This window comes from Pseudomonas sp. 02C 26, from assembly GCF_002843585.1.
GTDB lineage: Bacteria > Pseudomonadota > Gammaproteobacteria > Pseudomonadales > Pseudomonadaceae > Aquipseudomonas > Aquipseudomonas shirazensis.
The window spans coordinates 3,391,206-3,417,423 of record NZ_CP025262.1; the positions used below are offsets into that span (position 1 = coordinate 3,391,206).

The window sequence follows — 26,218 nt, forward strand, 5'->3', positions numbered from 1 at the left end:
CGCGCAAACCCTGTGGGAGCGGGTTCACCCGCGAAGGGCCGCACAGCGGCCCCGGTACTCAGGCGGTAGCTTCGAGGAAATCCTGGGCAAAGCGCTGCAGCACCCCACCCGCCTCGTAGATCGACACCTCTTCAGCGGTATCCAGCCGACAGGTCACCGGTACCTCGAGGCGCTCGCCGTTGCGGCGGGTGACCACCAGGGTGAGGGTCGCCCGCGGGGTGCGCCGGCCGAGCACGTCGTAGCTTTCGCTGCCATCGAGGCCGAGGGTGTTGCGGTCGGTGCCGGCCTGGAACTCCAGCGGCAACACCCCCATACCGACCAGATTGGTGCGGTGAATGCGCTCAAAGCCTTCGGCAACGATCGCCTCGACCCCGGCCAGGCGCACGCCCTTGGCGGCCCAGTCGCGTGACGAGCCTTGGCCGTAATCCGCACCGGCAACGATGATCAGCGGCTGCTTGCGCTGCATGTAGGTTTCGATCGCTTCCCACATGCGCACCACCTGCCCTTCCGGCTCAAGCCGCGCCAGCGAACCCTGCTGCACGCTGCCATCGGCCTTGCGCACCATTTCGTTGAACAGCTTGGGGTTGGCAAAGGTGGCGCGCTGGGCAGTCAGGTGATCGCCGCGGTGGGTTGCGTAGGAATTGAAGTCTTCCTCGGGCAGGCCCATCTTCGCCAGGTATTCACCGGCGGCGCTGTCGAGCATGATCGCATTCGACGGCGACAGGTGATCGGTGGTGATGTTGTCCGGCAGCACCGCCAGCGGGCGCATGCCGCGCAGGCTGCGCTCACCGGCCAGGGCGCCTTCCCAGTACGGCGGGCGACGAATGTAGGTGCTCATCGGGCGCCAGTCGTACAGCGGCGGGACCTTGGGCCCGGTGTCTTCTTCGATGGCGAACATCGGGATGTACACACTGCGGAACTGCTCGGGCTTGACCGCGGCACCAACCACGGCATCGATCTCGGCATCGCTGGGCCAGATGTCCTTGAGGCGGATTTCCTTGCCGTCGACCACACCCAGCACATCCTTCTCGATATCGAAGCGAATGGTCCCGGCAATGGCGTAGGCCACCACCAGCGGCGGCGAGGCGAGGAACGCCTGCTTGGCGTACGGGTGGATGCGCCCGTCGAAGTTGCGGTTGCCCGACAACACTGCGGTGGCGTACAGGTCGCGGTCGATGATCTCCTGCTGGATAACCGGATCGAGCGCGCCAGACATGCCGTTGCAGGTGGTGCAGGCGAAGGCGACGATGCCAAAGCCCAGTTGCTCCAGCTCATGTTCGAGCCCGGCTTCCTGCAGGTACAGCTTGACCGCCTTGGAACCCGGCGCCAGCGACGACTTGACCCACGGCTTGCGAGTCAGCCCAAGGCGGTTGGCGTTGCGGGCGATCAAGCCGGCGGCGATCACGTTGCGCGGGTTGCTGGTATTGGTGCAGCTGGTGATGGCAGCGATGATCACGGCGCCGTCCGGCATCTGCCCGGGCACATCCTGCCAGGCCCCGGCGATGCCCTTGGCGGCCAGCTCGCTGGTGGCCACGCGGGCATGCGGGTTGGATGGCCCGGCCATGTTGCGCACCACGCTCGACAGGTCGAAGCTGAGGGTACGCTCGTAAACCGCGTCGACCAGGCTGTCGGCCCAGAGGCCGGCGACTTTGGCGTAGTTCTCGACCAGTTGCACCTGCTGCTCTTCGCGGCCGGTCAGGCGCAGGTAGTCGATGGTCTGCTGGTCGATGGCGAACATCGCCGCAGTGGCACCGTATTCCGGAGCCATGTTGGAGATGGTGGCGCGGTCGCCCAAGGTCAGCGCGCGGGCGCCCTCACCGTAGAACTCCAGATAGGCGCCGACTACCTTCTGCTTGCGCAGAAACTCGGTCAGGGCCAGGACCAGGTCGGTGGCGGTGATGTTCGGCTGCAGGCGGCCGGTCAGCTCGACGCCGACGATTTCCGGCAGGCGCATCCACGAGGCGCGACCGAGCATGACGTTCTCGGCTTCAAGGCCGCCCACACCAATGGCGATGACGCCCAGTGCATCGACATGCGGGGTGTGGCTGTCGGTGCCGACGCAGGTGTCCGGGTAAGCTACGCCGCGCTCGCTGTGGATCACCGGCGACATCTTCTCCAGGTTGATCTGGTGCATGATGCCGTTGCCGGGCTGGATCACATCAACGTTCTTGAAGGCTTTCTTGGTCCAGTTGATGAAATGAAAGCGGTCTTCGTTGCGCCGGTCTTCGATGGCGCGGTTGCGTTCGAAGGCTTGCGGATCGTAGCCACCGCACTCGACGGCCAGGGAGTGGTCGACGATCAGTTGCACGGGCACTACCGGGTTGACCTGGGCCGGGTCGCCGCCCTTGTCGGCGATCGCGTCGCGCAGGCCTGCCAGGTCGACCAGGGCGGTCTGGCCAAGAATGTCGTGGCACACCACCCGCGCCGGGAACCAGGGGAAGTCGAGATCGCGTTTGCGTTCGATCAACTGCTCCAGCGAGGCATTGAGGGTGGCTGGATCACAGCGGCGCACCAGGTTTTCGGCCAGTACGCGGGAGGTGTACGGCAGACCTGCGTAGGCGCCGGGCTTGATCGCCTCGACCGCTGCGCGGGCATCGAAATAGTCCAGGCCGGAGCCTGGCAGGGCCTTGCGGAAGGTGCTGTTCATATAGTTATCAGGCTCACGGTATTGGTTGGTAAAGCTGGGGGCGCTGAGCGCCCCTTTCGCGACGCAAGGCCGCTCCTACAAAAGCACCGCAGTCCACTGTAGGAGCGCCCTTGTGTCGCGATAGGGCTGCAGAGCAGCCCCCGACACCCGCAGCCTCAACGCTGCTCTATCGGCACATACTCACGCTGCTCGACCCCGACATACTCCGCACTCGGGCGAATGATCCGGTTGTTGGCACGCTGCTCGAACACATGCGCCGCCCAGCCGGTCAGCCGCGAGCAGACGAAGATCGGCGTGAACAGCTCGGTCGGAATGCCCATGAAGTGATACGCCGAGGCATGGTAGAAGTCGGCGTTGGGGAACAGCTTCTTCTGCTCCCACATGGTCTTGTCGATCGCTTCGGAAACCGGATACAGCACGGTGTCACCGGCTTCATCAGCGAGCTGTTTGGCCCAGCCCTTGATCACCTCGTTGCGCGGGTCGGACTCTTTGTAGATCGCATGGCCAAAGCCCATGATCTTGTCCTTGCGCTCGAGCATCTGCAGCAGCTCGGCGGTCGCTTCCTGCGGGCTCTGGAAGCGCTCGATCAAGGCCATCGCCGCTTCGTTGGCGCCGCCATGCAGGGGGCCGCGCAGCGAGCCGATCGCCGCGGTAACGCAGGAATACAGGTCAGACAGGGTCGAGGCACAGACCCGGGCGGTAAAGGTCGAGGCGTTGAACTCATGCTCGGCGTACAGAATCAGCGAGACGTTCATCACCTTCACATGCAGTTCGCTCGGCTTCTTGCCGTGCAGCAGTTGCAGGAAGTGCCCGCCGAGGGTGTCTTCATCGCTGTTGCAGTCGATGCGCACGCCATGGTGGCTGAAGCGGTACCAGTAGCACATGATCGCCGGGAACAGCGCGAGCAGGCGATCGGTCTTGTCCTGTTGGGTGTCGAAGGTCAGTTCCGGCTCAAGCGTGCCGAGCATCGAGCAGCCGGTGCGCATGACGTCCATCGGATGGGTATCACGGGGAATGCGCTCAAGCACCTCCTTGAGCGCCTGGGGCAGATCACGCATGCCCTTGAGCTTGCGCTTGTAGTCGTTGACTTCGGCTTTGCTGGGCAGCTCGCCATACAGCAGCAGGTAGGCGACCTCTTCAAATTCGGCATGCTTTGCCAGGTCGCGCACGTCGTAACCACGGTAGGTAAGGCCGGCACCGGCCTGGCCAACGGTCGACAGCGCGGTTTGGCCGGCCACCTGGCCACGCAGGCCTGCGCCACTGAGTACTTTTGCTTCGGCCATGGGGCTTCTCCTTTATTGAACTTGTTATGGAATTGCTGGCTAATCCGGGCGACTGCTAACTGAGTGTCAGCCTTTTTTCTGGGCAAACAGCGCATCGAGGCTCTGCTCGAAGGCGTGGTAGCCGATGGCATCGTAGAGCTCCATGCGAGTCTGCATGGTGTCGATGACGTTTTGCTGAGTGCCATCGCGGCGCAGTGCGGTGTAGACGTTTTCCGCTGCTTTGTTCATGGCGCGGAACGCCGACAGCGGGTACAGCACCAGCGACACGTCGACCGCTGCCAGCTGTTCGGTGGTGTACAGCGGGGTAGCGCCGAACTCGGTGATGTTGGCCAGGATCGGCGCCTGCACGCGCTCGGCAAAGGTCTTGTACATCGACAGTTCAGTGATCGCCTCGGGGAAGATCATGTCGGCCCCCGCCTCGACACAGGCGGCGGCGCGGTCCAGCGCGGCGTTGAGGCCCTCTACTGCCAGCGCGTCAGTGCGCGCCATGATCACGAAGCTGTCGTCCAGGCGCGCATCGACGGCGGCCTTGATCCGGTCGACCATCTCCTGCTGGGTGACGATCTCCTTGTTAGGCCGGTGGCCGCAACGCTTGGCCCCAACCTGGTCTTCGATATGAATGGCCGCGGCGCCGAACTTGTTCATCGAACGCACGGTGCGCGCCACGTTGAATGCCGAAGCGCCAAAGCCGGTGTCGACATCCACCAGCAACGGCAGGTCGCAGACGTCGGTGATGCGCCGCACGTCGGTGAGCACGTCATCCAGACCGGTGATACCCAGGTCTGGCAGGCCAAGCGAGCCGGCGGCGACGCCGCCACCGGACAGGTAGATGGCCTTGAACCCGGCGCGTTTGGCCAGCAACGCGTGGTTGGCGTTGATCGCGCCGACCACCTGCAAAGGATGTTCAGCGGCAACCGCGTCGCGGAAACGTTGGCCTGGCGTGCTCTTCACAGTCATGACTCACCTCGTGGGCTGTTGTTGTCTACGCCTTCATAGTGGCGCGCGATATTGCGTTTGGAGGCGCCGATATGGCGGCGCATCAGCAGTTCGGCCAGCTCGCCGTCGCGGTCGGCAATCGCATCGAGGATGCGGTGATGCTCGGCGAAGGCCTGATGCGGGCGGTTAGGCGTGGCGGAAAACTGGATGCGGTACATGCGCACCAGTTGGTACAGCTCGCCGCAGAGCATCTGCACCAGGGTCTGGTTGCCGCTACCCTGAATGATGCGGTAGTGGAAGTCATAGTCGCCTTCCTGCTGGTAGTAGCCCACCCCGGCCTGGAACGCGGCATCGCGCTCGTGGGTGTCGAGCACCCGGCGCAGTTCGTCGATCTCGGCCGCACTCATGCGCTCGGCGGCCAGCCGACAGGCCATGCCCTCGAGCGATTCGCGGATTTCGTACAGTTCGATCAGTTCGGCGTGGCTCAGCGATACCACGCGAGCGCCAACATGCGGCACCCGCACCAGCAAGCGCTGGCCTTCGAGGCGGTGGATAGCCTCGCGCAATGGGCCCCGACTGATGCCGTAGGTGCGCGCCAGCTCCGGCTCGGAGATCTTGCTGCCTGGGGCGATTTCGCCTTTGACGATGGCAGCCTGGATACGCCGGAAGACGTTTTCCGAAAGCGTCTCGCTTTCTTCCACTATGGTCGGCGGGGCTTGGCTGAGGTCCAGCATATTGTCGACACCTTGAACTTCAATAGCCACAAAACTAGCTAAACAGACTTGAATAGTCAAAGCCAAAATGCACATTGTCGACAATCGTCTAACGGCGAACTTAAAGCGCGCCAGCACTGTCAGATTGCGACGCGCTGGCGTCAAGACGTCGCCGTGGTAGAATGCCGCGCTTCCCTGAGGGGGCATCAACAGTCCGCCTGTCGTCGCATGTCATTTGTGTAGTCATTTGTATAAGTGTCGACAGATCAAAAGGATGCTTGGCCAGTCGCCTTGCCCTGAACCCAGCACAGCACCGCGCCAGGATTTATGAGACTTACACCCGTTCTATTGTTGTTCTGCCTTGCCCTGCTGCCGACCTTCGGCCACGCAGCCGAGAAGACCGTGTACGGCCTGAACGAGTACGCCCACTTGAATGACCTCGACCTCGAGGTTGCGGCCAAGCTCGATACCGGCGCCAAGACAGCCTCGCTGAGTGCCCGTGATATCAAGCGTTTCAAGCGCAACGGCGAGAGCTGGGTGCGCTTCTACCTGGCCATCGATAGCGCTCACTCGCACCCTATCGAGCGGCCACTGGCCCGGGTCAGCAAGATCAAGCGGCGTGCCGGTGACTACAATGCCGACGAAGGCAAGGCCTACACCGCCCGCCCGGTCATCGAATTGAACATTTGCATGGGCCGAGCCCTGCGCACCATCGAAGTCAACCTTACCGATCGCAGCACGTTCCAGTTCCCGCTGCTGATCGGCTCCGAGGCCTTGAAAGACTTCGACGCGCTGGTCGACCCCAGCCTCAAATACGCGGCCGGCAAACCTGCCTGTGCCACCGACGCTCCCAAAGCAGAGTAATCCCGATGCGCTCTCTCACCCTTCACCTCAAAGTCCTCATCACCGTGCTGGTGTTGCTGGGCGTGGCGGTCACGGCCTATCAGATCTTCTTCCTCGGCATCCCGATGACCGAAGACGAAACCGACGACTTGTGGAACATCGACGCCAAGGTCGAGTTCGTCGCCAGTGCCAAGGATCCAGTCAAGGTGCAGATGTTCGTGCCGCCGCTGAGCCGCGATTACGTCAGCCTCAACGAGAGCTTCATCTCCAACAACTACGGCGTCAGCGTCAACCGCGCCGATGGCAACCGCAAGGTGACCTGGTCGGCGCGCCGCGCCAATGGCAATCAGACCCTGTACTACCGCCTGGTGCTGACCAAGCGCTACAGCAACGAGAAGATCGCCATCAAAGGCCCGACCTTCCGTGACAGCAAAGCTGTCGAGGGGCCTGAGAAGATTGCCGCCGAAGCGTTGATGGCGCCGATTCGCCAGCACTCGGCCGACGTCGAAACCTTTGTCGGCGAGACCATCAAGCGGGTCAACAACCTCAACGACGACAACGTCAAGCTGCTGTTGGCCGGCGACACCTCGGCCATGAACAAGGCCAAGGTCATCGACCTGCTGCTGTCCATCGCCCACGTACCGATGGAAAAGGTCCACACCATTCGCCTGATTGCCGATACCCCGCAATCGCCTGAACTGTGGCTGCGCAGCTTCAACGGCAACGACTGGCTGTACTTCAACCCGGACACCGGCGAGCAAGGCCTGCCCAGCGATCGCCTGCTGTGGTGGACCGGCGATGACAACCTGATCACCGTCGATGGCGGCAAGAAGGCCAACGTCACCTTCAGCATGAACAACAGCGAGATGAATGCCATCCGCCTGGCCAAGCTGACCGACGAAAACACCGACGCCGACTTCCTCGAATACTCGCTGTACAGCCTGCCGCTGCAAACCCAGCAGACCTTCATGATCATGGTCATGATCCCGATTGGCGTGCTGGTGATCCTGGTGCTGCGCAACCTGATCGGCCTCCAGACCCTGGGTACCTTTACCCCGGTGCTGATCGCCCTGGCCTTCCGCGAGACTCAGCTGGGCTTCGGCATCATCCTGTTTACCGTGATTACCGCCCTGGGCCTGTCGTTGCGCTCATACCTTGAGCACCTCAAGTTGCAGATGCTGCCGCGGCTGTCGGTGGTGCTGACCTTTGTCGTGGTATTGATCGCTGCCATCAGCCTGTTCAGCCACAAGCTGGGCCTTGAGCGCGGCCTGTCGGTGGCGCTGTTCCCGATGGTGATTTTGACCATGACCATCGAACGCCTGTCGATCACCTGGGAAGAACGTGGCGGTGGCCATGCCATGAAAGTTGCCATCGGCACCCTGTTCGCCGCCTCGCTGGCGCACCTGCTGATGATGGTCCCGGAGCTGGTGTACTTCGTCTTCACCTTCCCTGCGGTGCTGTTGATTCTGGTGGGCTTCATGCTGGCGATGGGTCGCTACCGCGGCTACCGCCTGACCGAGCTGGTGCGCTTCAAGGCATTCCTGAAGAAGGCTGACGCCTGATGTTCGGACTGATCAAGACGTGGAAAGCCCTGGAGGCCCGGGGCATCATGGGTATCAATCGGCGCAACGCGGACTACGTCCTCAAGTACAACAAGCGCAACCTGTACCCGATCGTCGACGACAAGATCATCACCAAGGAACGCGCCATCGCGGCCGGCATCCATGTGCCGGAAATGTATGGCGTGATCGAGACCGAAAAGCAGATCGACAAGCTGCACGAGATCATCGGCGGGCGTAGCGACTTCGTCATCAAGCCCGCTCAGGGCGCGGGCGGTGACGGCATCCTGGTCATCGCCGACCGCTTCGAGGACCGCTACCGCACAGTGTCGGGCAAGATCATGAGCCACGAGGAAATCGAACACCAGGTGTCGAGCATCCTCACGGGCTTGTACTCGCTTGGCGGCCACCGTGACCGGGCGCTGATCGAGTACCGGGTAACGCCGGACCAGATCTTCAAGAGCATCAGTTACGAGGGCGTGCCGGACATCCGCATCATCGTCCTGATGGGCTACCCGGTGATGGCCATGCTGCGCCTGCCCACTCGCCAGTCGGGCGGTAAGGCCAACCTGCACCAGGGCGCCATCGGCGTCGGTGTCGACCTCGCCACCGGCGTCACCCTGCGCGGTACCTGGCTGAACAACATCATCAGCAAGCACCCGGACACCACCAACTCGGTAGACGGCGTGCAGCTGCCCAACTGGGACGGTTTCATGAAGCTCGCCGCCGGCTGCTACGAGCTGTGCGGGCTGGGTTACATCGGCGTCGACATGGTGCTGGATCAGGACAAGGGGCCGTTGATTCTCGAGCTCAACGCCCGCCCGGGCCTGAATATCCAGATCGCCAACGACTGCGGCCTGACCCAGCGTACCCATGCCATCGAAGCGCATATCGAAGCGCTGGCCAAAGACGGCATCAGCGAAGATGCCGAGCAGCGCGTGCGGGTTGCGCAAAGCTTGTTTGGCCACGTCCCTTCGCACAACTGAGTAGTGCCTGCGCATGGGGCTGCGAGCAGCTCCACTGCGCTACCCAGGCTGCGGATGTCGCAGCCGGGACTAGGCCGCTCGGCATCAGCAGCCTACAATCGCCTCCTCGTTTTTTCAGCGCTGTTCATTCGCATGCCGACCTGTACGCTTCACCCCCTGCCCTATCAGGCCGACCCGGCCGTGTGGTTCGCTCGCCTGCGCCAGGCGCCGGGCGCGATCCTGCTGGACAGCGCCCGCCCCGGTGCTGAGCGCGGCCGCTACGATCTGCTCAGCGCCTGGCCAGTCGAGCAGCTGCAAATCCAAGCCGATGAAGATGGCCGGGCGTATCTGCAACGGCTGCGCGCCAGCCTCAGCCGGCTAGGCCGCGCCGAGCTGCCGGACGACGTCGAACTGCCCTTCGCTGGCGGCCTGATCGGCTACCTCAGCTATGATTTTGGCCGCCGCCTCGAGCAGCTACCGAACCAGGCTCGCGACGACCTCGGCCTGGCTGACGCGCAACTGGGTTTGTACGCCTGGGCCTTGGTCAGCGATCACCTGCTGGGCACCAGCCAACTGGTGTTTCATCCAAGCCTTGCGCCAGGCGAGCAGCAGCGGCTGATCGCGCTGTTCAGCACCGCGGCCGAGGCTGCGCCCGGCACGTTCAGCCTGCTCGCGCCGATGCGCGGCGATCTGCTGCCCGACGACTATCGCCAGGCGTTTGATCGCGTGCAGCAGTACATCAAAGCCGGCGACTGCTACCAGATCAACCTGACCCAACGTTTTCGTGCGCCCTGCCAGGGTGACCCGTGGGCCGCTTATCAAGCGCTGCGCAAGGCTTGCCCTACGCCGTTCTCTGGCTACCAGCAGTTGGCGGATGGCAGTGCCCTGCTGAGCTTCTCGCCGGAACGGTTTGTGCGAGTGAGCCAGGGCGAAGTGGAAACCCGCCCGATCAAGGGCACCCGGCCGCGCTCCAGCGACCCTACGGAAGACGCACGCAACGCCGCCGAGCTGCTTGCCAGCAGCAAGGACCGCTCAGAGAATCTGATGATCGTCGACTTGCTGCGCAACGACCTGGGGCGCACCTGCGAGACCGGCACGGTCAAGGTACCCGAGCTGTTCAGCCTGGAGAGCTACCCCAACGTGCACCACCTGGTCAGCAGCATCACTGGCCGCCTGGCCGCAGGCAAAGACTCGCTCGACCTGCTCGGCGATAGCTTCCCTGGCGGCTCGATCACTGGCGCACCGAAGATCCGCGCCATGCAGATCATCGACGAACTGGAACCCACCCGCCGCGCACTGTACTGCGGCTCGCTGCTGTACATCGATGTACGCGGCGAAATGGACAGCTCGATCGCCATTCGCAGCGTGCTGATCAAGGATGGTCAGGCCTGCTGCTGGGGCGGCGGCGCGGTGGTGGCAGACTCGCACTGGGAGGCGGAATACGAAGAATCGATCGCCAAGGTGCGGGTATTGCTGCAGACCCTGCAAAGGCTCTGAGCTGCGGCGCGGGGCATCACAAGCGGTCCGTCCTGCCAATTTTTGTTACCATTTGCCGACTACGAGCGCACAGCGCCATAAACCCGATGGAAACCGCCTGATGAGCCAAGCCTTCGACGTTGCCACCCTGGCTGCAAGTTACGCCAGCAAGTCCCCCCAGGACATTCTCAAACTCGCCTTCGAGCACTTTGGCGATGACCTGTGGATCTCTTTCAGCGGCGCCGAAGACGTGGTGCTGGTGGACATGGCCTGGAAGCTCAACAAGCAGGTCAAGGTGTTCAGCCTGGATACCGGTCGGCTGCATCCGGAGACCTACCGCTTTATCGATCAGGTCCGCGAGCAGTACAACCTGCCGATCGAAATCCTCAGCCCCGACCGGGCCAAGCTCGAGCCGTTGGTCAAAGAGAAAGGCCTGTTCAGTTTCTACAAGGACGGCCATGGCGAGTGCTGCGGGATTCGCAAGATCGAACCGCTGCGCCGCAAGCTGGCCACAGTCAGCGCCTGGGCCACTGGCCAGCGTCGCGACCAGAGCCCTGGCACCCGCAGCCAGGTTGCGGCACTGGAAATCGACACCGCGTTTTCAACGCCCGAGCACACCCTGTACAAGTTCAATCCGCTGGCGCAGATGAGCAGTGAAGAAGTGTGGGGTTATATCCGCATGCTCGAGCTGCCGTACAACAGCCTGCATGAGCGCGGCTTCATCAGCATTGGTTGCGAGCCGTGCACACGGCCGGTACTGCCCAACCAGCATGAGCGCGAAGGCCGCTGGTGGTGGGAAGAGGCAACGCAGAAGGAGTGTGGGTTGCACGCGGGGAATATCATTTCCAAGGCGTAGTGCAGGGCGCCTGGATCGGGGCTGCTTGGCAGCCCCTGATAGCGCAGATCAATGCACCGGCAGCTCAACCCCGTTGAACAGCTCTTCAAGCTCTTGCTTGTTATGGCACTGAATCGCCTTGGCCATTACTTCACGGGTCAGGTGCGGGGCGAACTTCTCGATGAAGTCGCACATGAAGCCACGCAGGAAGGTCCCGCGGCGGAAACCGATCTTGGTCACGCTGGCTTCGAACAGCTCGCTGGCATCCAGTGCCACCAGGTCGCTGTCGAGCTTGGCATCGACCGCCATGCCAGCCACGATGCCCACACCCAACCCCAGGCGCACGTAAGTCTTGATCACGTCGGCATCGGCTGCGGTGAACACCACTTTCGGGGTGAGGCCGCGATGGTTGAACGCCTCGTCCAGCTTGGAGCGGCCAGTGAATCCAAACACGTAGGTCACGATCGGGTATTCGGCAACCGCTTCCAGGGTCAGCTTCGGCAGCTTGGCCAGCGGATGTCCCTGCGGCACCACCACACAGCGGTTCCACTTGTAGCAAGGCATCATGATCAGATCGCCGAACAGCTCCAGCGCCTCGGTGGCGATGGCGAAATCGACGGTACCGTCAGCGGCCATTTCAGCGATCTGCATCGGCGAGCCCTGGTGCATGTGCAGGGACACATCCGGATATTGCTTGATGAAGCTGCTGATCACCGGCGGGAGCGCGTAACGCGCCTGGGTGTGGGTCGTGGCGATCGACAGCGTACCCTTCTTCTCGTTGGAGAATTCCTGAGCGATCTGCTTGATGCTTTCAACCTTGCGCAGAATCTCGCCAGCGGTGTTGATGATGCGCTCGCCGGCTGGAGTGACGCGGGTCAGGTGCTTGCCGCTGCGTGCAAAAACTTCGACGCCCAACTCATCCTCGAGCAGACGGATTTGCTTGCTGATCCCCGGCTGCGAGGTATACAGACTCTGCGCTGTTGCGGAGACGTTGAGGTCGTGGTGCGCCACTTCCCAGATGTAGCGCAGTTGTTGAAGCTTCATAGGTTTCCCTCGGTTCTGCGGTAAGTCACCAGCAGCAGGCAGCGACGATATATAACTATATTAGTGGCTAATGTAATAAATCTAGAACTATTTTGTTACATGAGCAGGAAATGTCCTACGCCGCATTTCACAATTTCCTACGCCCCAGATGCTGGGCCAGAGGCACCATGTAGACCGGCACCGACGACAGCTGCAACAGCCGCACCGCTGTGCGCCCGATGGGCACATCGACCCCTGCCCCGTGGGTATGGCTGCCGAAGATCAGCAGGTCGACGCTCAAGCGCTGGGCCTGCTCGAGAATGACCTGCGCAGGGTCGCCCTGGCGCACCCTGACCGCTTGAATCACCGCCAGATCGGCGTCCTCGCCGAGCTCCTCACGAAAACTGGCCAGCACCCTCTGCTCAATGTTGGCCATGACCGTGTTGACGCCCTGACTGTGCAACTGATCCAGGGTTTGCTCATCCAGATAACTCTGTAGCAACGACTCGGCAAACTGGCCCATCGGCTCGACTGCATGAATCACATAAAGCTGCGCATTGAAGGTTCGCGCCAGCGCCAGGGCATGCTGCATGACAAACGGCGCATAAACCCCAAGGTCGGTGGCGTACAGCATGGAACGAATCATTCGGCCTCCTGCCCTGCCGCCAAGGCAGAGCAACTTCAGCTTAGCAGCGCCGCGCCCGGACGCCGTGCCGTCCAGCTACGCCGCTGCCATAGTTGCCCGCGCATGCCGCTATCTTGTGGCACCAACTGTCATCTGATTGCACTCGCACCCTTTATTACCTGGGCTCAGCCCATTGTCGCGCCCCCTGTAACGCGCTAAGGTTCGGCCTCCCCGCTGCGAACAATCTGCTGCTGGGCCGCACGGGGATTGTTGGCGGCCGGCACCCGTGACCTGACGAGTAACACGATGGCTGATTTACCGATCGATGACCTAAACGTTGCCTCCAACGAGACCTTGATCACCCCTGATCAGCTCAAGAAGGAAATCCCTCTCAGCGCCAAGGCCCTGCAGACCGTTACTGCCGGCCGCGAAGTGGTGCGCAATATTCTCGACGGCAAGGACCACCGCCTGTTCGTGGTGATGGGCCCCTGCTCGATTCACGACATCAAAGCCGCCCACGAATACGCCGAACGCCTCAAGGTGCTCGCTGCTGAAGTCTCCGACACCTTGTACCTGGTGATGCGCGTGTACTTCGAGAAGCCGCGCACCACTGTCGGCTGGAAAGGCCTGATCAACGACCCGTACCTGGATGACTCGTTCAAGATCCAGGATGGCCTGCACATTGGCCGCAAGCTGCTGCTGGACCTCGCGGAAATGGGCCTGCCAACGGCTACCGAAGCGCTCGACCCGATCTCGCCGCAGTACCTGCAGGATTTGATCAGCTGGTCGGCGATCGGCGCACGCACCACTGAATCCCAGACCCACCGCGAAATGGCCTCGGGCCTGTCTTCGGCAGTCGGCTTCAAGAACGGCACCGATGGCGGCCTGACCGTGGCCATCAACGCCCTGCAGTCGGTCTCCAAGCCGCACCGCTTCCTTGGCATCAACCAGGAAGGCGGCGTGTCCATCGTCACCACCAAAGGCAACGCCTATGGTCACGTGGTGCTGCGTGGTGGCAATGGCAAGCCCAACTACGACTCGGTCAGCGTTGCGCTGTGCGAGCAGGATCTGGCCAAGGCCAAGATCAAGGCCAATATCATGGTCGACTGCAGCCACGCCAACTCCAACAAGGACCCGGCACTGCAGCCATTGGTCATGGAAAACGTCGCCAACCAGATCCTTGAGGGCAACCAGTCGATCATCGGCCTGATGGTCGAGAGCCACCTGAACTGGGGCTGCCAGTCAATTCCCAAAGACCTCGCCGACCTGCAGTACGGTGTTTCGGTGACCGACTCGTGCATTGACTGGAGCGCGACCGAGAAGGCCTTGCGCAGCATGCACAGCAAGCTCAAGGATGTGCTGCCGCAGCGTAAACGCGGCTGACGCCAGACAGCAAAACGCCGGGCATTGCCCGGCGTTTTTGTGTCCGCAGTCAGCGACTCAAGCCTTGCTCGAGTGGCGCTGCTGACGCTCCATGTAGCGCTCGACATACGAGCAGGACGGGATGACCGTATAGCCCATCTGTTCGGCATACTGCAGTGCCTGCTGGGTCAGCGCCGCTGCGATACCGCGACCGCGCAGGGCGTTGGGTACGAAGGTACGGTAGATATCCAGCGTTTGCTTACCCAGATCCATGTAGGTGAGGTAGGCACGATGACCGTCCACATTGGTCTCGAACTGATGACCGGCCTGGTCATGGTGGATGGTCAGCGCTTCGCTCATCACTACTCCTCGCAGGTCTCGTCGGCAGACCCATACCTTACCCGATTGATGTATCCGGCGGAGAAACTCTACGCCCCCTTATGCCCCCTTCGACCACAGGGTTCCCGGCACGTTCGGCATTTCTGGCACCTACAAATAGTAGGCGCCCGTGGCAGGATTGCTCAAGTTTTCAGCGCGCTTAGTCAGCGATGAGCAAACAGCGGTACACACCGCTGGCCCACTCACAAGAGCATCCGGATGATGTTCTGGTATGACGCTGAAAGACCGCTGAAGTCACCTTTAGTTCAACAAAAAAGTTCTGGTGCTACAAGTGCTTGCATGCGCCGGCGGCCATATTGGGGAAAACCCCGAGATGCGCCGCCAAGCCCCTATAAAGCGGCATTTTTTTCACAGTTCTTGCGCTCCGTCAGTTTACTTACTACAAGTAATGGGTACTATGTACGCCGGCCAGTTTCTCTTTTTTGAGAGATGGCTCTTTTGACTAGAAGATCCTTGAAGGGGAACACGATGAACAACGTTCTGAAATTCTCTGCTCTCGCCCTGGCCGCTGTTCTGGCTACCGGTTGCAGCAGCGTATCCAAAGAAACCGAAGCTCGCCTGACTGCTACCGAAGACGCAGCCGCTCGCGCTCAAGCCCGTGCCGATGAAGCCTACCGTAAGGCTGACGACGCTCTGGCTGCTGCTCAGAAGGCTCAGCAAACTGCTGACGAAGCCAATGAGCGCGCTCTGCGTATGCTGGACAAAGCCAGCCGCAAGTAATAATCCTCACGGATTGTTGTGAAGCCGACCCACTCGTGGGTCGGCTTTTTTATTGCCCAGGTTTTTCTGGGAAAACAAAAGTCTCAGGCAACAAAAAGGCCTGCACGCGGCAGGCCCTCGGGCAACGCACTGCGAGTTACTGCAGCTCTTCAGGAATGCTCGACACCATCGGTGCGCCAGCCTGCCCTGCCACCGGCACGGCAATTTCCACCGGCATGCCATCTTCGGCGGCGACAACATCGCGCACCATGTCCCAGTTCATGCGCAGGTTGTTGGCCAGGTCTTCGCGCTTGAGCAGGGCATTGATCACTGCGGTGTGCTTGTCGACCACCGACGGATCACCATGATCATCCAGCGGCGTGTGCGCTTCCAGATACACCTTGCCGGCACTAACACCAAACTTGTACGGCTCGTTGATGATGCGCACCGGGGTACCCACCGGAACCATCTTCGACAGCTCCAGCACATTATTGTTGAACATGCGGAAGCAACCGTGGCTGGTGCGCATGCCAATGCCGAACTTCTTGTTGGAACCGTGGATCAGGTAACCCGGCACGCCCAGGGTGAACTTGAACGGCCCAAGCGGGTTATCCGGCCCGGCCGGCACCACGGTTGGCAGAATGTCGCCATCGGCGGCATGCTCGGCACGGATCGAGGCCGGCGGCGTCCAGGTCGGGTTCGGCGTCTTGGCGGTGATCTTGGTGTTGGCGATCGGCGAGCCCCAGCCTTCGCGACCGATACCCAGCGGATAGGTATGCACCACGTTCTGCCCTTTCGGGTAGTAGTACAGGCGATATTCGGCCAGGTTGATCACCACCCCTTCACGGGGGCCAGGCGGCAGCACATAACGCGTAGGCAGGATGATCTCGGTGCCGGCACCCGGCAGCCACGGGTCGACACCCGGGTTGGCCGCAATCATCTCGAGGTAGCCGAGGTCGTTGGCGGTGCCGATGTCGGCGAAGGTGTCTTCGTACTTGGCTTTGATGGTCTGCACCTGACCAACGACGTCCTCACCAGGCGGCGGCAGTGGCAGTTCCAGCGCGCAGGCGGGGCCCGCTACCAGCAGGGCAGCCAGGGACAGGCGACGGGTGACGGCAGGAATGCGCGGCAACATCCGGAGAATCCTTCGAAGGTAGATCAAGACGGTCGATTGTACACCCGCCCCGGGGCAAGCGGGAGACGGGCAGTGGCTGCATACATTTCAGATGATGAAAGGCTGCTACGGTTCCACGCGGCCGTTCACAGCTGTGGCCAGACGGGACGAGTTCCGCGCCGCTGAGCATCGAGGATGGCCCGGCACAATGTACACAGGCGGTTATCGCGCTGGATCGAGCGCGGCACCACCGACCAGCGCGGCTGAGCCGGCAGTAAACCACCACAAAGGGTGCGGTCTACCGGCGCGCCCAACTCAAGTTGGCGAGCTACCAGGTGCACGCGGACTTCCTGACACGCGAACAGGTCCAGCTGATCATCAGGCTCGATCAGTTGATAGGCATACAGGGACCAGGCAGGACGCGGCATCGGGGGGTCTCGAAACGGGGGGCGCAACATTATCCGAAAGCGGCCCCCGTTTAAAGCGTCACAGCAAGGGTTTTATCACCGGCCAGGCATTTTCCAGCAGACGCTCCTGCGCGGCCTGCGCCGGATGAATGCCATCTGCCTGCATCAGCTCGGGTACCCCGCCCACGCCTTCAAGAAAGAACGGCACCAACGGCACCTTTTTATCAGCGCCCAACTCTTCGAACACCTGGGCAAAGGCCGTGGTGTAGCGCAGGCCGTAATTGGGCGGCAAGCGCATGCCCAACAGCACCACCTTGGCCCCGCTGGCCTGGGAGCGCTCGATCATCGACGCAAGATTTTGTTTCAATTGCGCTGGGGGCTGCCCACGCAGGCCATCGTTGCCGCCCAACTCGATGATCACCAGCTCTGGCTTGTGCGCTGCGAGCAGCGCTGGTAGCCGCGCCTGGCCGCCTGCGCTGGTATCGCCACTGATCGACGCATTGACCACTTTGGCGTCGTTGCCCTGGGCCTCGAGCCGCTGCTGCAACAGGGAAACCCAACCCTGGCGGGTATCCAGGCCAAAACCGGCACTGATACTATCGCCGACAACCAGCAGTGTCCCCGCCGTCGCGCTCTGAGCCAGGCAACACAAGGCCAGACCCGCACTCAACCACCACGCTCGCATTGGATTCTCCATGGATCAAAGCATTCTCGTTGCGCAGAACCTTAGCAAAGTGGTCCCCAGCACGGAAGGCGACCTGACCATCCTGCACGCGTTGGACCTGGATCTGGCCAAAGGCGACAGCCTGGCCATCGTCGGTGCGTCCGGTTCGGGCAAATCCACCCTGCTCGGCTTGCTCGCGGGCCTCGACCGGCCCAGCGCAGGCAACGTAATCCTGGCCGGGCAGGATCTCGGCCCGCTGGATGAAGACCAGCGCGCGCGGGTACGGGCCGAGCACGTCGGCTTTGTGTTCCAGTCGTTCCAGTTGCTCGACAGCCTCAACGCGCTGGAGAACGTCATGCTGCCGCTGGAGCTCGATGGCCGTGGTGACGCCCGCGAGGTGGCACGCAGCCTGCTCGAGCGGGTCGGCCTGGGCCAGCGCCTGACCCACACCCCGCGCCAGCTCTCCGGCGGCGAACAGCAACGGGTGGCGATTGCCCGCGCGTTCGCCGCGCAGCCGGCGGTGCTGTTCGCCGACGAGCCGACCGGCAACCTCGACAGCCACACCGGCGAACGCATCAGCGACCTGCTGTTCGAACTGAACAAGGAGCGCGGCACCACCCTGGTGCTGGTCACCCATGACGAGCGTCTGGCCAAACGTTGCCGCCGCCTGATCCGCCTGGACGCTGGCCGTCTGGTCGCACCCCTGGAGCCGTGATGAGACGATTGTCGTTGCTGCGCCTGTGCAGCCTGGCCCTGCGCCAGCTGCTGCGCGATGTTCGCGCCAGTGAAGTGCGTGTGCTGTTCTTCGCCCTGCTGGTGGCAGTGGCGGCAAGCACCGCCATCGGCTACTTCGGCGCCCGCCTCAACGGCGCCATGCAACTGCGCGCCAGCGAATTCCTCGGCGCCGACCTGGTCTTGCAAGGCAGCTCGGTGGCAACCGATCCGCAGATCAGTGCCGGCACAGAGCTGGGCTTGCGCCATGCGCGGGTCGTGGAGTTCACCAGCGTGGTCGGCACCGACGCCGGTATCCAGCTGTCGAGCATCAAAGCCGCTGATGCCGCCTACCCACTGCGCGGCGAACTGCGCAGCGCCGCCGCGCCGTTTGCCGAAGAACGCCCAGGCGGCGGCCCGGCGCCTGGCGAGGCCTGGGTCGAACCGCGCCTGCTGGTAGCCTTGGGCCTGGCCATGGGTGACAGCATCGACGTCGGCATGAAGAGCTTGCGCATCAGCCGGGTACTGACCTACGAGCCCGACCGCGCCAACAACTTCTACAGCCTGACGCCGCGGGTGCTGGTCAACTTCGACGACCTGCAGGCCACTGGCGTGATCCAGCCTGGCAGCCGAGTGACCTACCGCGACCTGTGGCGTGGCGAGGCCGAGACGCTGAGCCGCTATCGCCAGACCGTGGAGCCAACCCTGGCGGCCAACCAGAGCCTGCGCGACACCCGCGATGGCAATCGCCAGATCGGCGGCGCACTGGGCAAGGCCGAGCGTTATCTGAACATGGCCAGCCTGGTCGCAGTGTTGCTCGCTGGGGTAGCCGTGGCGCTGTCGGCCAGCCGTTATGCCGCACGCCGCCTCGACGCCAGCGCCCTGCTGCGCTGCCTGGGCTTGTCCAGGCGCCAGGCCTTGGGCCTGTACTGTGTGCAACTGGCAGCCCTGGGCCTGGTCGCGGCATTGGCCGGAGCGGTTATTGGCTGGCTGGCACAGCTGGGCTTGTTCCGCCTGCTCGATGGACTGATGCCGAGCATCATCCCGCCGGGTGGCCTCACTCCAGCGTTGGCCGGTATCGCCACCGGGCTGGTGGCACTGGCCGGCTTCGCCTTGCCGCCGCTGGCCGCGCTGGGCCGAGTGCCACCGCTGCGAGTATTGCGCCGTGACCTGCTGCCCGTGCCAGCCAGCAGTTGGCTGGTGTATGGCACAGCGCTGTTCGCCCTTGGCCTGATCATGTGGCGGCTGAGCCTGGACCTGTTGCTGACCTTTGCCCTGCTCGGTGGCGGCCTGATTGCCGCCCTGCTCCTCGGCGGCCTGCTCTTGCTCGGCCTGCGCAGTCTGCGCCGCTTGCTGGCCGGTGCGCCGCTGACCTGGCGACTGGGCCTTGGCCAGTTGCTGCGCCACCCGTTGGCCGCTGCCGGCCAGGCGCTGGCGTTCGGCCTGATCTTGCTGGCGATGGGCCTGGTCGCGCTGCTGCGGGCCGAGTTGCTGGACAACTGGCAAGCGCAGCTGCCAAAGGATGCGCCGAATCATTTCGCCCTGAATATCCTGCCGGATGACCGCGAGCCGTTCGCCCAGCGTCTGCGTGAAGCAAACGCCATCTCCGCGCCGTTGTACCCGGTCATCCCCGGCCGGCTGACCCATATCAACGATGAGCCGGTGCGCCAGCTGGTGAGCAAGGAGTCCACCGGCGAACGCGCTGTGCAGCGCGACCTGAGCCTGACCTGGGCAGCTGATCTGCCGCAGGGTAATGCGCTGGTCAGCGGTGAGTGGTGGCAGGCAGCCCCAGCGAGTGACGGCATCCCGGGGGTATCGGTGGAAACCGAGCTGGCTGCCAGCCTGCACCTCAAACTCGGCGACCTGCTCAACTTCGACATTGCCGGCCAGCAACGCCAGGCCCGCGTCAGCAGCCTGCGCAGCGTGCACTGGGACAGCTTCCAGCCAAACTTCTACATGATCTTCCAGCCGGGCACCCTGCAAGGCCTGCCTACCACCTACCTGACCAGCTTCTATCTGGCCCCAGGGCATGATCAGGAAGTGGTGGCGCTATCACGTGCGTTCCCGGCAGCCACCATCCTCCAGGTAGACGCCCTGCTCGAACAGCTGCGCAGCATCCTCGCCCAGGTCACCCTGGCGGTCGAATACGTGCTGCTGTTCGTGCTCGCAGCAGGCCTGGCAGTGCTGTTCGCCGGGCTGCAGGCCACCCTTGACGAGCGCATCCGCCAAGGCGCATTGCTGCGTGCACTGGGCGCCGGTCGGCCATTGCTGGTGCGGGCGCGACGGATTGAGTTCGGCCTGCTCGGCGCCGCCAGCGGTGTGCTCGCGGCAGTGGGCTGCGAGTTGATCAGCTGGGCGCTGTATCGCTACGCCTTCGATCTGCAGTGGGGCCCACATCCATGGCTGCTGTTGCTGCCGTTGATTGGCGCCCTGCTAGTTGGCGGTGCTGGGGTGTTTGGTACTCGCCGGGCGCTGAATGCGAGCCCGCTGACAGTGCTGCGCGAGGGCTGACGAGAAGCGCTCGACACCCGGTGTGACCGAGGCCAGCCTTGCGTCCTAGCCTCGGCTCCGTGACTGTTGGGCGTCTGCCCAATTCTGTATTGAATTCGACGTTTGCACGCCTGGCAACGCTAGCCTGGCCTTGTGCAAGCAGTCAGCTCGACCGTGCTCGGAGTCAGCATTGCCAACCAACATCATCACCCGCGCAGGCCACACTGCGCTGAAAGCAGAGCTGGATCATCTGTGGCAAACCTATCGCCCGGAAATCACGCAAAAGGTCGCCTGGGCGGCATCGCTTGGCGATCGCAGTGAAAACGCCGATTACCAGTACAACAAGAAGCTGCTGCGCGAAATCGACCGCAGAATCCGCTACCTGCGCAAGCGTCTGGAGGATATCCGCGTTGTCGACTATGCCCCCGAACAAGAGGGCAAGGTGTTCTTCGGTGCCTGGGTAGAAATTGATAACGAGGCCGGCGAGGTCAAACGCTTCAGAGTGGTCGGCTACGACGAAATTTACGGACGTAACGACTACATCTCCATCGACTCACCGATGGCGCGGGCGCTGTTGAAGAAGTCGGAAGGAGATGAGGTGATCGTGCAAACGCCGACCGGCGAAGCGGTGTGGTTTATTGCCAGTATCGAATATGAGGTGGGATGACGATTTGGGGGCTGCTCTGCAGCCCCACTCGCTCAACGCCGGGTAATCAACCCCTGCCGAGCAATCCGCGTCAGGTGACCGATCACCTCTCCGGCCTCCTCCGCCGTAGGCGACTGAATTACTGCCAGATCAAAACGATCACTTCCGTACTGCTTGAGCAAGGCACAGGTTTCAGCGAACTGGATCAGAAACGCGCGAGCCTGGCCCTTGCGCCGCGAAAAGCCGTCAAGGTGGCGCAACAAGGTAGGCTGGTGCTGACCGCTGAGTAGAATGCGCGGGGTGCGCGATACCTGGCCGGCAGGCAGAGGGGTCAGACAGACACTGGTACGTGGACAACTCATGGAATAATTCTCCGCCTCGCGAATCCCGCTGGGCTGCGGTGGGAGGCGTCACCGAACCAGCGTTTTAGCGGTATTTCAGAGTGCCCTGGCACGGGCTGCCTCCTGCGCCCCGCAAGTAGCTGTTTAAATCGGCGCAAGGGTTATGCTAGAGCTACACGCGACAACTTACAAGCTGTACGTGTAGCCCTTGTGACAGCCAGATTGCTCAACGCCTGGCGACGCGCTCGAGGCTGGCGCGCTCGCGATTGAAGGCGAGGAAGTACTTGTTGACGCTGTTGACGAAATTGACCGGGCCCATGCCGACCTGCTCCATGGCGATGCGCTCGGTCTGGAAGAACCACTGATTGCCATTGAGCCCGCGCCTGCGCGCTTCGGCACGCATCGCCTGGACCCGCTCCGGGCCGAGGTTGTACGCCGCCAGCACAAACGCCATGCGCTCGCGCTCGTTGAGCTGGGGGCTGGCGAAAAACTTGCGACGGATCAACGCCAGATATCGCGCGCTGGCTTGGACATTGCCATCCACGTTCGCCGTGTTGCGCACCCCTACCCGCTGCGCCGCCGACGGCGTGATCTGCATCAGCCCATGGGCGCCGCCGACGCCGCGCGCGGCAGGATTGAGGGTCGATTCCTTGAACGCCAGCGCGGCCAGATTGAGCCAGTCGATCTGCTGCGCCTCGCCGTGCTTCTGCAACACCCCACGCACCGCCTGCAAGCGCTGGCGCTCCTGGCGGGCCAGCGGATTGTGCACGCGGTACTGGCGCCGGTAGATACGCTCGAATGCGGCGTCCTGGTTTTCCGGGGCGCGGTAGCCGGCCAGAAAGCGGTCGACAGTTGCCAGCAACTGATCAGCGCCTTTACCGACGTACCAGCGCACAGCCTGCGGTTGGCCGATCTGTACCTTGCTGTCGACGCGCAGCCGCGGCATCACCCGCGCCCAGCGCAGCGCGATCGGCCGCTCTACAACAGTCAGGTGGTAAATGCCGGCCTGGACCATCTCCAGCACATCCTCGACCGCCAGCGTTGGGTCTACCCATTCGATCTTGATCGGTGCGCGCTTGCGCAATGCCAGCTGCTGATTGATAGCCTGGATCGCAGCGCCCGCACCGCTAGCGGTGGTCAGGGCGATGGTGCGCCCGGACAACTGCTCGACCCGACTGAAGCTGCGCTCGCCCTTGCGTCCAACCAGCAGCAGCGGCACCTTGTCCAGCACTGGCGCACTCACCCCAACGCCACTGACCTGGGCCGGGTCGAGCAGCTCACCCGGCGCTGCCAGGTCACCCTCCCCGCGCTGCAAGGCGCCGAGCAGTTGCTCCTTGGCCCGCGGGATCAATTTGACTTGAATCAGATCACCCTGGCGTTCGCGGCCATTGAGAAAATGCTCCAGCGCGCGCAGCCGATGGTATTCGATGCCGACCGGCTCGCCCTTGATTTCCCCGGAGCTGTTGCGGCTCTGGTTGACCAGCACCCGCAGTACCTTGCTGCTGCGCACCTGCGCAAGATCGCGCGGCTGCTTGCTGGTTGAGCTGGCCTGCGCCGGCCCGGACACTGCCGCATGCGCGGCGGCCGCCGTGAGCAGGCTGAACATCAGCGAAACAATCAGCAGGAATCGCTGCATCGGCAAACATGTCCATGGTGTGGGAAGATGCCTCTGCGGCGGCGCCAGCAGAGACTGAAAGACCTTGGCAATCCATTGAAGTTCTTGGCTTTTTCGCGATGTTCGGGGGATTTGCTATGCTGGCCGCCCCGCAGCACGAGGTAGCACCATGCAACTGATCGATATCGGCGTCAACCTGACCAACAGCAGCTTTCACGGCAAAGAGGCTGACATCGTCGAGCGCGCGCAGCAGGCAGGCGTCGTGCAACTGGTCGTGACCGGTACCAGCCTGGAAGGCAGCGAACAGGCGCTGGAGCTGTGCCAGCAACTGGATGAACCGGGGCATCGACTGTTCACCACTGCTGGCGTGCATCCTCATGATGCCAAGAGCTGGGGTGTCGACAGCGAGCGGCAACTGCGCCACCTGCTCGCTCAGCCTCGGGTAAAGGCAGTCGGCGAGTGCGGTCTGGACTTCAATCGCGATTTCTCGCCGCGGCCTGAGCAGGAGAAAGCCCTGCACGCACATCTGGCCCTGGCAGTAGAAACCCAACTGCCGGTGTTTTTGCATGAGCGCGATGCCAGCGAGCGCCTGCTGGCGATCCTGAAGGACTACCGTGACCAGTTACCGGCCGCCGTGGTGCATTGCTTCACCGGCGAGCGCGCGGCGCTGTTCGCCTATCTCGATCTGGACCTGCACATCGGCATCACTGGCTGGATCTGTGACGAGCGCCGTGGCACGCACCTGCATCCCTTGGTCAGCAGCATCCCCGTGGGTCGCCTGATGCTCGAAAGCGATGCACCGTACCTGCTGCCGCGCAGCTTGCGGCCGAAACCGAAAAGCGGCCGCAACGAGCCTGCGTTCTTGCCCGAGGTGCTGCGTGAGGTCGCCTTGCACCGCGGCGAGAGCCTGGAATACACGGCAAGGCACACCACCGAGTGCGCACGCCAGTTCTTCGCCCTGGCGCCGGCAGAGGCATAAGTCGACCGGGATTCGTTGACACACATCAAGACTCACTCTGAAGCAATCGGAAACAATGATGGCACCTTGCCAATACTGTTTCCGCTCAACTCAGAGAAGACCTATACGATGGGTGCCTGGCTTAGCAATATTTCCTTGAAGTACAAATTCTGGGCCGTCAACGCAGTGGCCTTTGTCACCACCCTGCTGCTGGTGCTGTACGCCGTGCAGCTCGAGCAGCAGGCCCGGGCCGAAGGTGCGCGAGCAACCGCCCAGGCGCAGGCTCGTCTGCTTGCGGCCTGGCCGGCCGGGCAAGCGCTGCCTGAACTGGCCAACCTGATCAGCTGGCAAGCCGGGCAAACGCCAAGTTTCGCCGGCCAACCACTGCCCGCGCTGAACAACGCCCAGGGCTGGGTCGAGCTGGCCAATCGCTCGCTATTGGGTGACAACCCGCTGCGCGGCGCTCAGGTCGTGAGCCATGGCCAACAGCAACTGGCGCTGCTGGCGCACTCGCCAAGCCTGCGCGAGGTGTTTATTGATCGCTTCGCCAATTACGCGGTGTGCGTGATGGTCCTGATGCTGGCCATGCTCGGTGCGTCGCAGTTGCTGATCCGCTTTCTGCTCAGCCAGCTCAACACGCTCAAGGACGTCATGCTCCACGTCGAGAAGACCGGCGACCTGTCGGCGCGTGTGCCGCTGGCCTGCGGCGATGAGGTCGGGCAAATGGCCGGCGCGTTCAACGCCATGCAGTCGACCTATCACCGGGTAGTCAGCACCGTAGCGCGCACTGCAGCGCAACTCGACTCCGGCGCCGCGCGCCTGGCAGCGAGCATGAGCGATGTACGCCACGGCATGCTCGGCCAGCAAAGCGAGACCGACCAGGCCGCTACCGCCATCAACGAAATGACCGCGACTGTGCACCACATCGCCCAACATGCCGGTGCCACCCGTGATTTGTCGCAAACTGCGGACAACCTTGCCGGCAGTGGGCAGGCAGTTGTCGGTCGCGTGCAGGATTCGATTTCCGGGCTGTCCAGCGGCGTGCAGCAGACCGCCGAAATGATCCGTCAGCTGGCGGAAGACAGCCAGAAGATCAACGGCGTAGTTGGGGTGATTCATAGTATTGCCGAGCAAACCAATCTGCTTGCCCTGAACGCCGCCATCGAAGCGGCGCGGGCGGGCGATCTGGGCCGTGGTTTTGCCGTGGTCGCCGACGAGGTGCGCAACCTCGCCAAACGTGTGCAGAGCTCCACCGACGAAATCACCGACATGGTCTGCGCCCTGCAGTCCGGCACCCGCGACGCGGTGGAGTTCATGCAAGAGAGTTCATACAAGGCCGATGACTGCGTCAAGCAGGCTCGCGAGGCTGGTGAGTCGCTGGCGGAGATCACCAGCGCGGTTGCGCAGATGCGCGAGAGCAACACCCAGATTGCCGTGGCTGCCGAACAGCAAAGCCAGGTGGCCGAGGAAATGAACCGCGCGGTGGTAAGCATCCGCGATGTCACCGAGCAGACCGTGCAGCAGACCGTCGGCTCGGCGACCACCAGCAGCGAGCTGGCAACCCTCGCCGGTGAGCTGAACAAGGCGATCGGTCAGCTCAAGCTATAGTCACCATAGCCAGCCTCGATTGGCCGCAATGATCGCGCAGCACTAAGCTTTGGGCATGACTGTGAGGAAATGCCCATGAGCAAGCGCCTGTTCAACCTTCACCCCAGCCAATGGCGTGGCGCCCACCACGCCCACCGCCAACCGGCCGAGCTGGCACTGTTGCTGCTAGCCGTAGCGTTGGGCGTTCTTGGAGCATTGCTGGTCCTGTCCGGCGTGTTCAGTATGGACCTGAGCCAGATTGCGGTAGGCCTGATCGCCTTGATCGCGGGTCTGGGCCTGCAACGCCACGGCTATCGTCG

Annotated in this window: 24 protein-coding genes and 1 pseudogene; 13 read left to right on the forward strand and 12 right to left on the reverse strand. The window is 62.8% G+C overall.

Annotated elements, in window-relative coordinates:
* Positions 1-58 precede the first annotated feature (58 nt).
* The 4 genes from acnD to CXQ80_RS15500 form a co-directional block, all read right to left on the reverse strand.
* On the reverse strand, positions 59-2,647 hold the full coding sequence (gene acnD / locus CXQ80_RS15485; RefSeq protein ID WP_101321014.1) for a Fe/S-dependent 2-methylisocitrate dehydratase AcnD: 2,589 nt from the start codon (positions 2,645-2,647) through the stop codon (positions 59-61).
* A gap of 155 nt (positions 2,648-2,802) precedes the next feature.
* Positions 2,803-3,930 carry a 2-methylcitrate synthase gene (prpC, locus tag CXQ80_RS15490; protein ID WP_101321016.1) on the reverse strand — a complete coding sequence of 376 codons (1,128 nt, stop codon included), beginning with the start codon at positions 3,928-3,930 and terminating at the stop codon, positions 2,803-2,805.
* 66 nt (positions 3,931-3,996) lie between these two features.
* Positions 3,997-4,887 carry a methylisocitrate lyase gene (prpB, locus tag CXQ80_RS15495; protein WP_101321018.1) on the reverse strand — a complete coding sequence of 297 codons (891 nt, stop codon included), beginning with the start codon at positions 4,885-4,887 and terminating at the stop codon, positions 3,997-3,999.
* Positions 4,884-5,600: a GntR family transcriptional regulator gene (locus CXQ80_RS15500; protein WP_101321020.1), complete on the reverse strand. Its 717-nt coding sequence runs from the start codon at positions 5,598-5,600 to the stop codon at positions 4,884-4,886. The genes prpB and CXQ80_RS15500 overlap by 4 nt, the downstream gene beginning before the upstream one ends.
* A gap of 306 nt (positions 5,601-5,906) precedes the next feature.
* Here CXQ80_RS15500 and CXQ80_RS15505 point away from each other — a divergent pair, with 306 nt between their 5' ends.
* The 5 genes from CXQ80_RS15505 (at position 5,907) to CXQ80_RS15525 (ending at position 11,278) form a co-directional block, all read left to right on the forward strand.
* Positions 5,907-6,443, forward strand: coding sequence for an ATP-dependent zinc protease (locus CXQ80_RS15505; RefSeq protein ID WP_101321022.1), 537 nt, complete (start codon positions 5,907-5,909; stop codon positions 6,441-6,443).
* A gap of 5 nt (positions 6,444-6,448) precedes the next feature.
* Positions 6,449-7,984, forward strand: a complete 1,536-nt coding sequence (locus CXQ80_RS15510; protein WP_101321024.1) for an inactive transglutaminase family protein — start codon at positions 6,449-6,451, stop codon at positions 7,982-7,984.
* Complete coding sequence (locus CXQ80_RS15515) at positions 7,984-8,967, forward strand: alpha-L-glutamate ligase-like protein (RefSeq protein ID WP_101321026.1); 984 nt, start codon at positions 7,984-7,986, stop codon at positions 8,965-8,967. Before CXQ80_RS15510 ends, CXQ80_RS15515 begins: the two co-directional genes overlap by 1 nt.
* Positions 8,968-9,099: 132 nt before the next feature.
* The gene (pabB, locus tag CXQ80_RS15520) at positions 9,100-10,443 is read left to right on the forward strand and encodes an aminodeoxychorismate synthase component I (RefSeq protein WP_101323069.1); all 1,344 of its coding nucleotides are present in this window, start codon (positions 9,100-9,102) and stop codon (positions 10,441-10,443) included.
* Positions 10,444-10,543: 100 nt separating this feature from the next.
* On the forward strand, positions 10,544-11,278 hold the full coding sequence (locus tag CXQ80_RS15525) for a phosphoadenylyl-sulfate reductase (protein ID WP_101321028.1): 735 nt from the start codon (positions 10,544-10,546) through the stop codon (positions 11,276-11,278).
* A 48-nt stretch (positions 11,279-11,326) separates the two neighbouring features.
* On the opposite strand, the gene cysB is transcribed toward CXQ80_RS15525, so the two are convergent.
* A complete protein-coding gene (gene cysB / locus CXQ80_RS15530) occupies positions 11,327-12,301 on the reverse strand; it encodes an HTH-type transcriptional regulator CysB (protein WP_101321031.1) in 975 nt (324 codons plus the stop codon).
* 127 nt (positions 12,302-12,428) lie between these two features.
* Entirely contained in the window at positions 12,429-12,926 is a 498-nt protein-coding gene (locus CXQ80_RS15535) for a universal stress protein (RefSeq protein ID WP_101321033.1), read from the reverse strand.
* A 285-nt stretch (positions 12,927-13,211) separates the two neighbouring features.
* On the opposite strand from CXQ80_RS15535, the gene CXQ80_RS15540 reads away from it, so the two are divergent.
* On the forward strand, positions 13,212-14,288 hold the full coding sequence (locus CXQ80_RS15540; protein ID WP_101321035.1) for a 3-deoxy-7-phosphoheptulonate synthase: 1,077 nt from the start codon (positions 13,212-13,214) through the stop codon (positions 14,286-14,288).
* Positions 14,289-14,345: 57 nt separating this feature from the next.
* Here CXQ80_RS15540 and CXQ80_RS15545 read toward each other — a convergent pair whose 3' ends face one another.
* On the reverse strand, positions 14,346-14,627 hold the full coding sequence (locus CXQ80_RS15545) for a GNAT family N-acetyltransferase (protein WP_101321037.1): 282 nt from the start codon (positions 14,625-14,627) through the stop codon (positions 14,346-14,348).
* Between the two features lie 507 nt (positions 14,628-15,134).
* Here CXQ80_RS15545 and oprI point away from each other — a divergent pair.
* A complete protein-coding gene (gene oprI / locus CXQ80_RS15550; RefSeq protein WP_003259780.1) occupies positions 15,135-15,386 on the forward strand; it encodes an outer membrane lipoprotei OprI in 252 nt (83 codons plus the stop codon).
* A 136-nt stretch (positions 15,387-15,522) separates the two neighbouring features.
* Here the strand turns inward: oprI and CXQ80_RS15555 are convergent, their stop codons facing one another.
* The 3 genes from CXQ80_RS15555 to CXQ80_RS15565 form a co-directional block, all read right to left on the reverse strand.
* Entirely contained in the window at positions 15,523-16,500 is a 978-nt protein-coding gene (locus tag CXQ80_RS15555; protein WP_101321039.1) for a L,D-transpeptidase family protein, read from the reverse strand.
* Between the two features lie 125 nt (positions 16,501-16,625).
* Positions 16,626-16,907: a hypothetical protein gene (locus CXQ80_RS15560; RefSeq protein WP_101321041.1), complete on the reverse strand. Its 282-nt coding sequence runs from the start codon at positions 16,905-16,907 to the stop codon at positions 16,626-16,628.
* Positions 16,908-16,965: 58 nt separating this feature from the next.
* Positions 16,966-17,571: an arylesterase gene (locus CXQ80_RS15565; RefSeq protein WP_178080780.1), complete on the reverse strand. Its 606-nt coding sequence runs from the start codon at positions 17,569-17,571 to the stop codon at positions 16,966-16,968.
* 10 nt (positions 17,572-17,581) lie between these two features.
* On the opposite strand from CXQ80_RS15565, the gene CXQ80_RS15570 reads away from it, so the two are divergent.
* The 3 genes from CXQ80_RS15570 (at position 17,582) to greB (ending at position 21,418) form a co-directional block, all read left to right on the forward strand.
* Positions 17,582-18,265: an ABC transporter ATP-binding protein gene (locus CXQ80_RS15570; RefSeq protein ID WP_101321046.1), complete on the forward strand. Its 684-nt coding sequence runs from the start codon at positions 17,582-17,584 to the stop codon at positions 18,263-18,265.
* Entirely contained in the window at positions 18,265-20,772 is a 2,508-nt protein-coding gene (locus CXQ80_RS15575) for an ABC transporter permease (protein WP_101321048.1), read from the forward strand. The genes CXQ80_RS15570 and CXQ80_RS15575 overlap by 1 nt, the downstream gene beginning before the upstream one ends.
* A 169-nt stretch (positions 20,773-20,941) precedes the next feature.
* Entirely contained in the window at positions 20,942-21,418 is a 477-nt protein-coding gene (gene greB, locus CXQ80_RS15580; RefSeq protein WP_101321050.1) for a transcription elongation factor GreB, read from the forward strand.
* Positions 21,419-21,450: 32 nt separating this feature from the next.
* Here the strand turns inward: greB and CXQ80_RS15585 are convergent, their stop codons facing one another.
* Positions 21,451-21,759 (reverse strand): hypothetical protein, encoded by a 309-nt coding sequence (locus tag CXQ80_RS15585; RefSeq protein ID WP_101321052.1) that lies wholly within the window; start codon positions 21,757-21,759, stop codon positions 21,451-21,453.
* 205 nt (positions 21,760-21,964) lie between these two features.
* The gene (locus tag CXQ80_RS15590) at positions 21,965-23,374 is read right to left on the reverse strand and encodes a transglycosylase SLT domain-containing protein (protein WP_101321054.1); all 1,410 of its coding nucleotides are present in this window, start codon (positions 23,372-23,374) and stop codon (positions 21,965-21,967) included.
* A 148-nt stretch (positions 23,375-23,522) separates the two neighbouring features.
* On the opposite strand from CXQ80_RS15590, the gene CXQ80_RS15595 reads away from it, so the two are divergent.
* From CXQ80_RS15595 to CXQ80_RS15605, 3 genes and pseudogenes are all read left to right on the forward strand, one after another.
* On the forward strand, positions 23,523-24,332 hold the full coding sequence (locus CXQ80_RS15595) for a TatD family hydrolase (protein WP_101321056.1): 810 nt from the start codon (positions 23,523-23,525) through the stop codon (positions 24,330-24,332).
* Positions 24,333-24,440: 108 nt separating this feature from the next.
* On the forward strand, positions 24,441-25,919 hold the full coding sequence (locus CXQ80_RS15600) for a methyl-accepting chemotaxis protein (RefSeq protein ID WP_101321058.1): 1,479 nt from the start codon (positions 24,441-24,443) through the stop codon (positions 25,917-25,919).
* Between the two features lie 75 nt (positions 25,920-25,994).
* Positions 25,995-26,216 (forward strand): annotated as a pseudogene (locus tag CXQ80_RS15605) (terminase); the annotation flags it as partial.
* Positions 26,217-26,218: the final 2 nt, after the last annotated feature.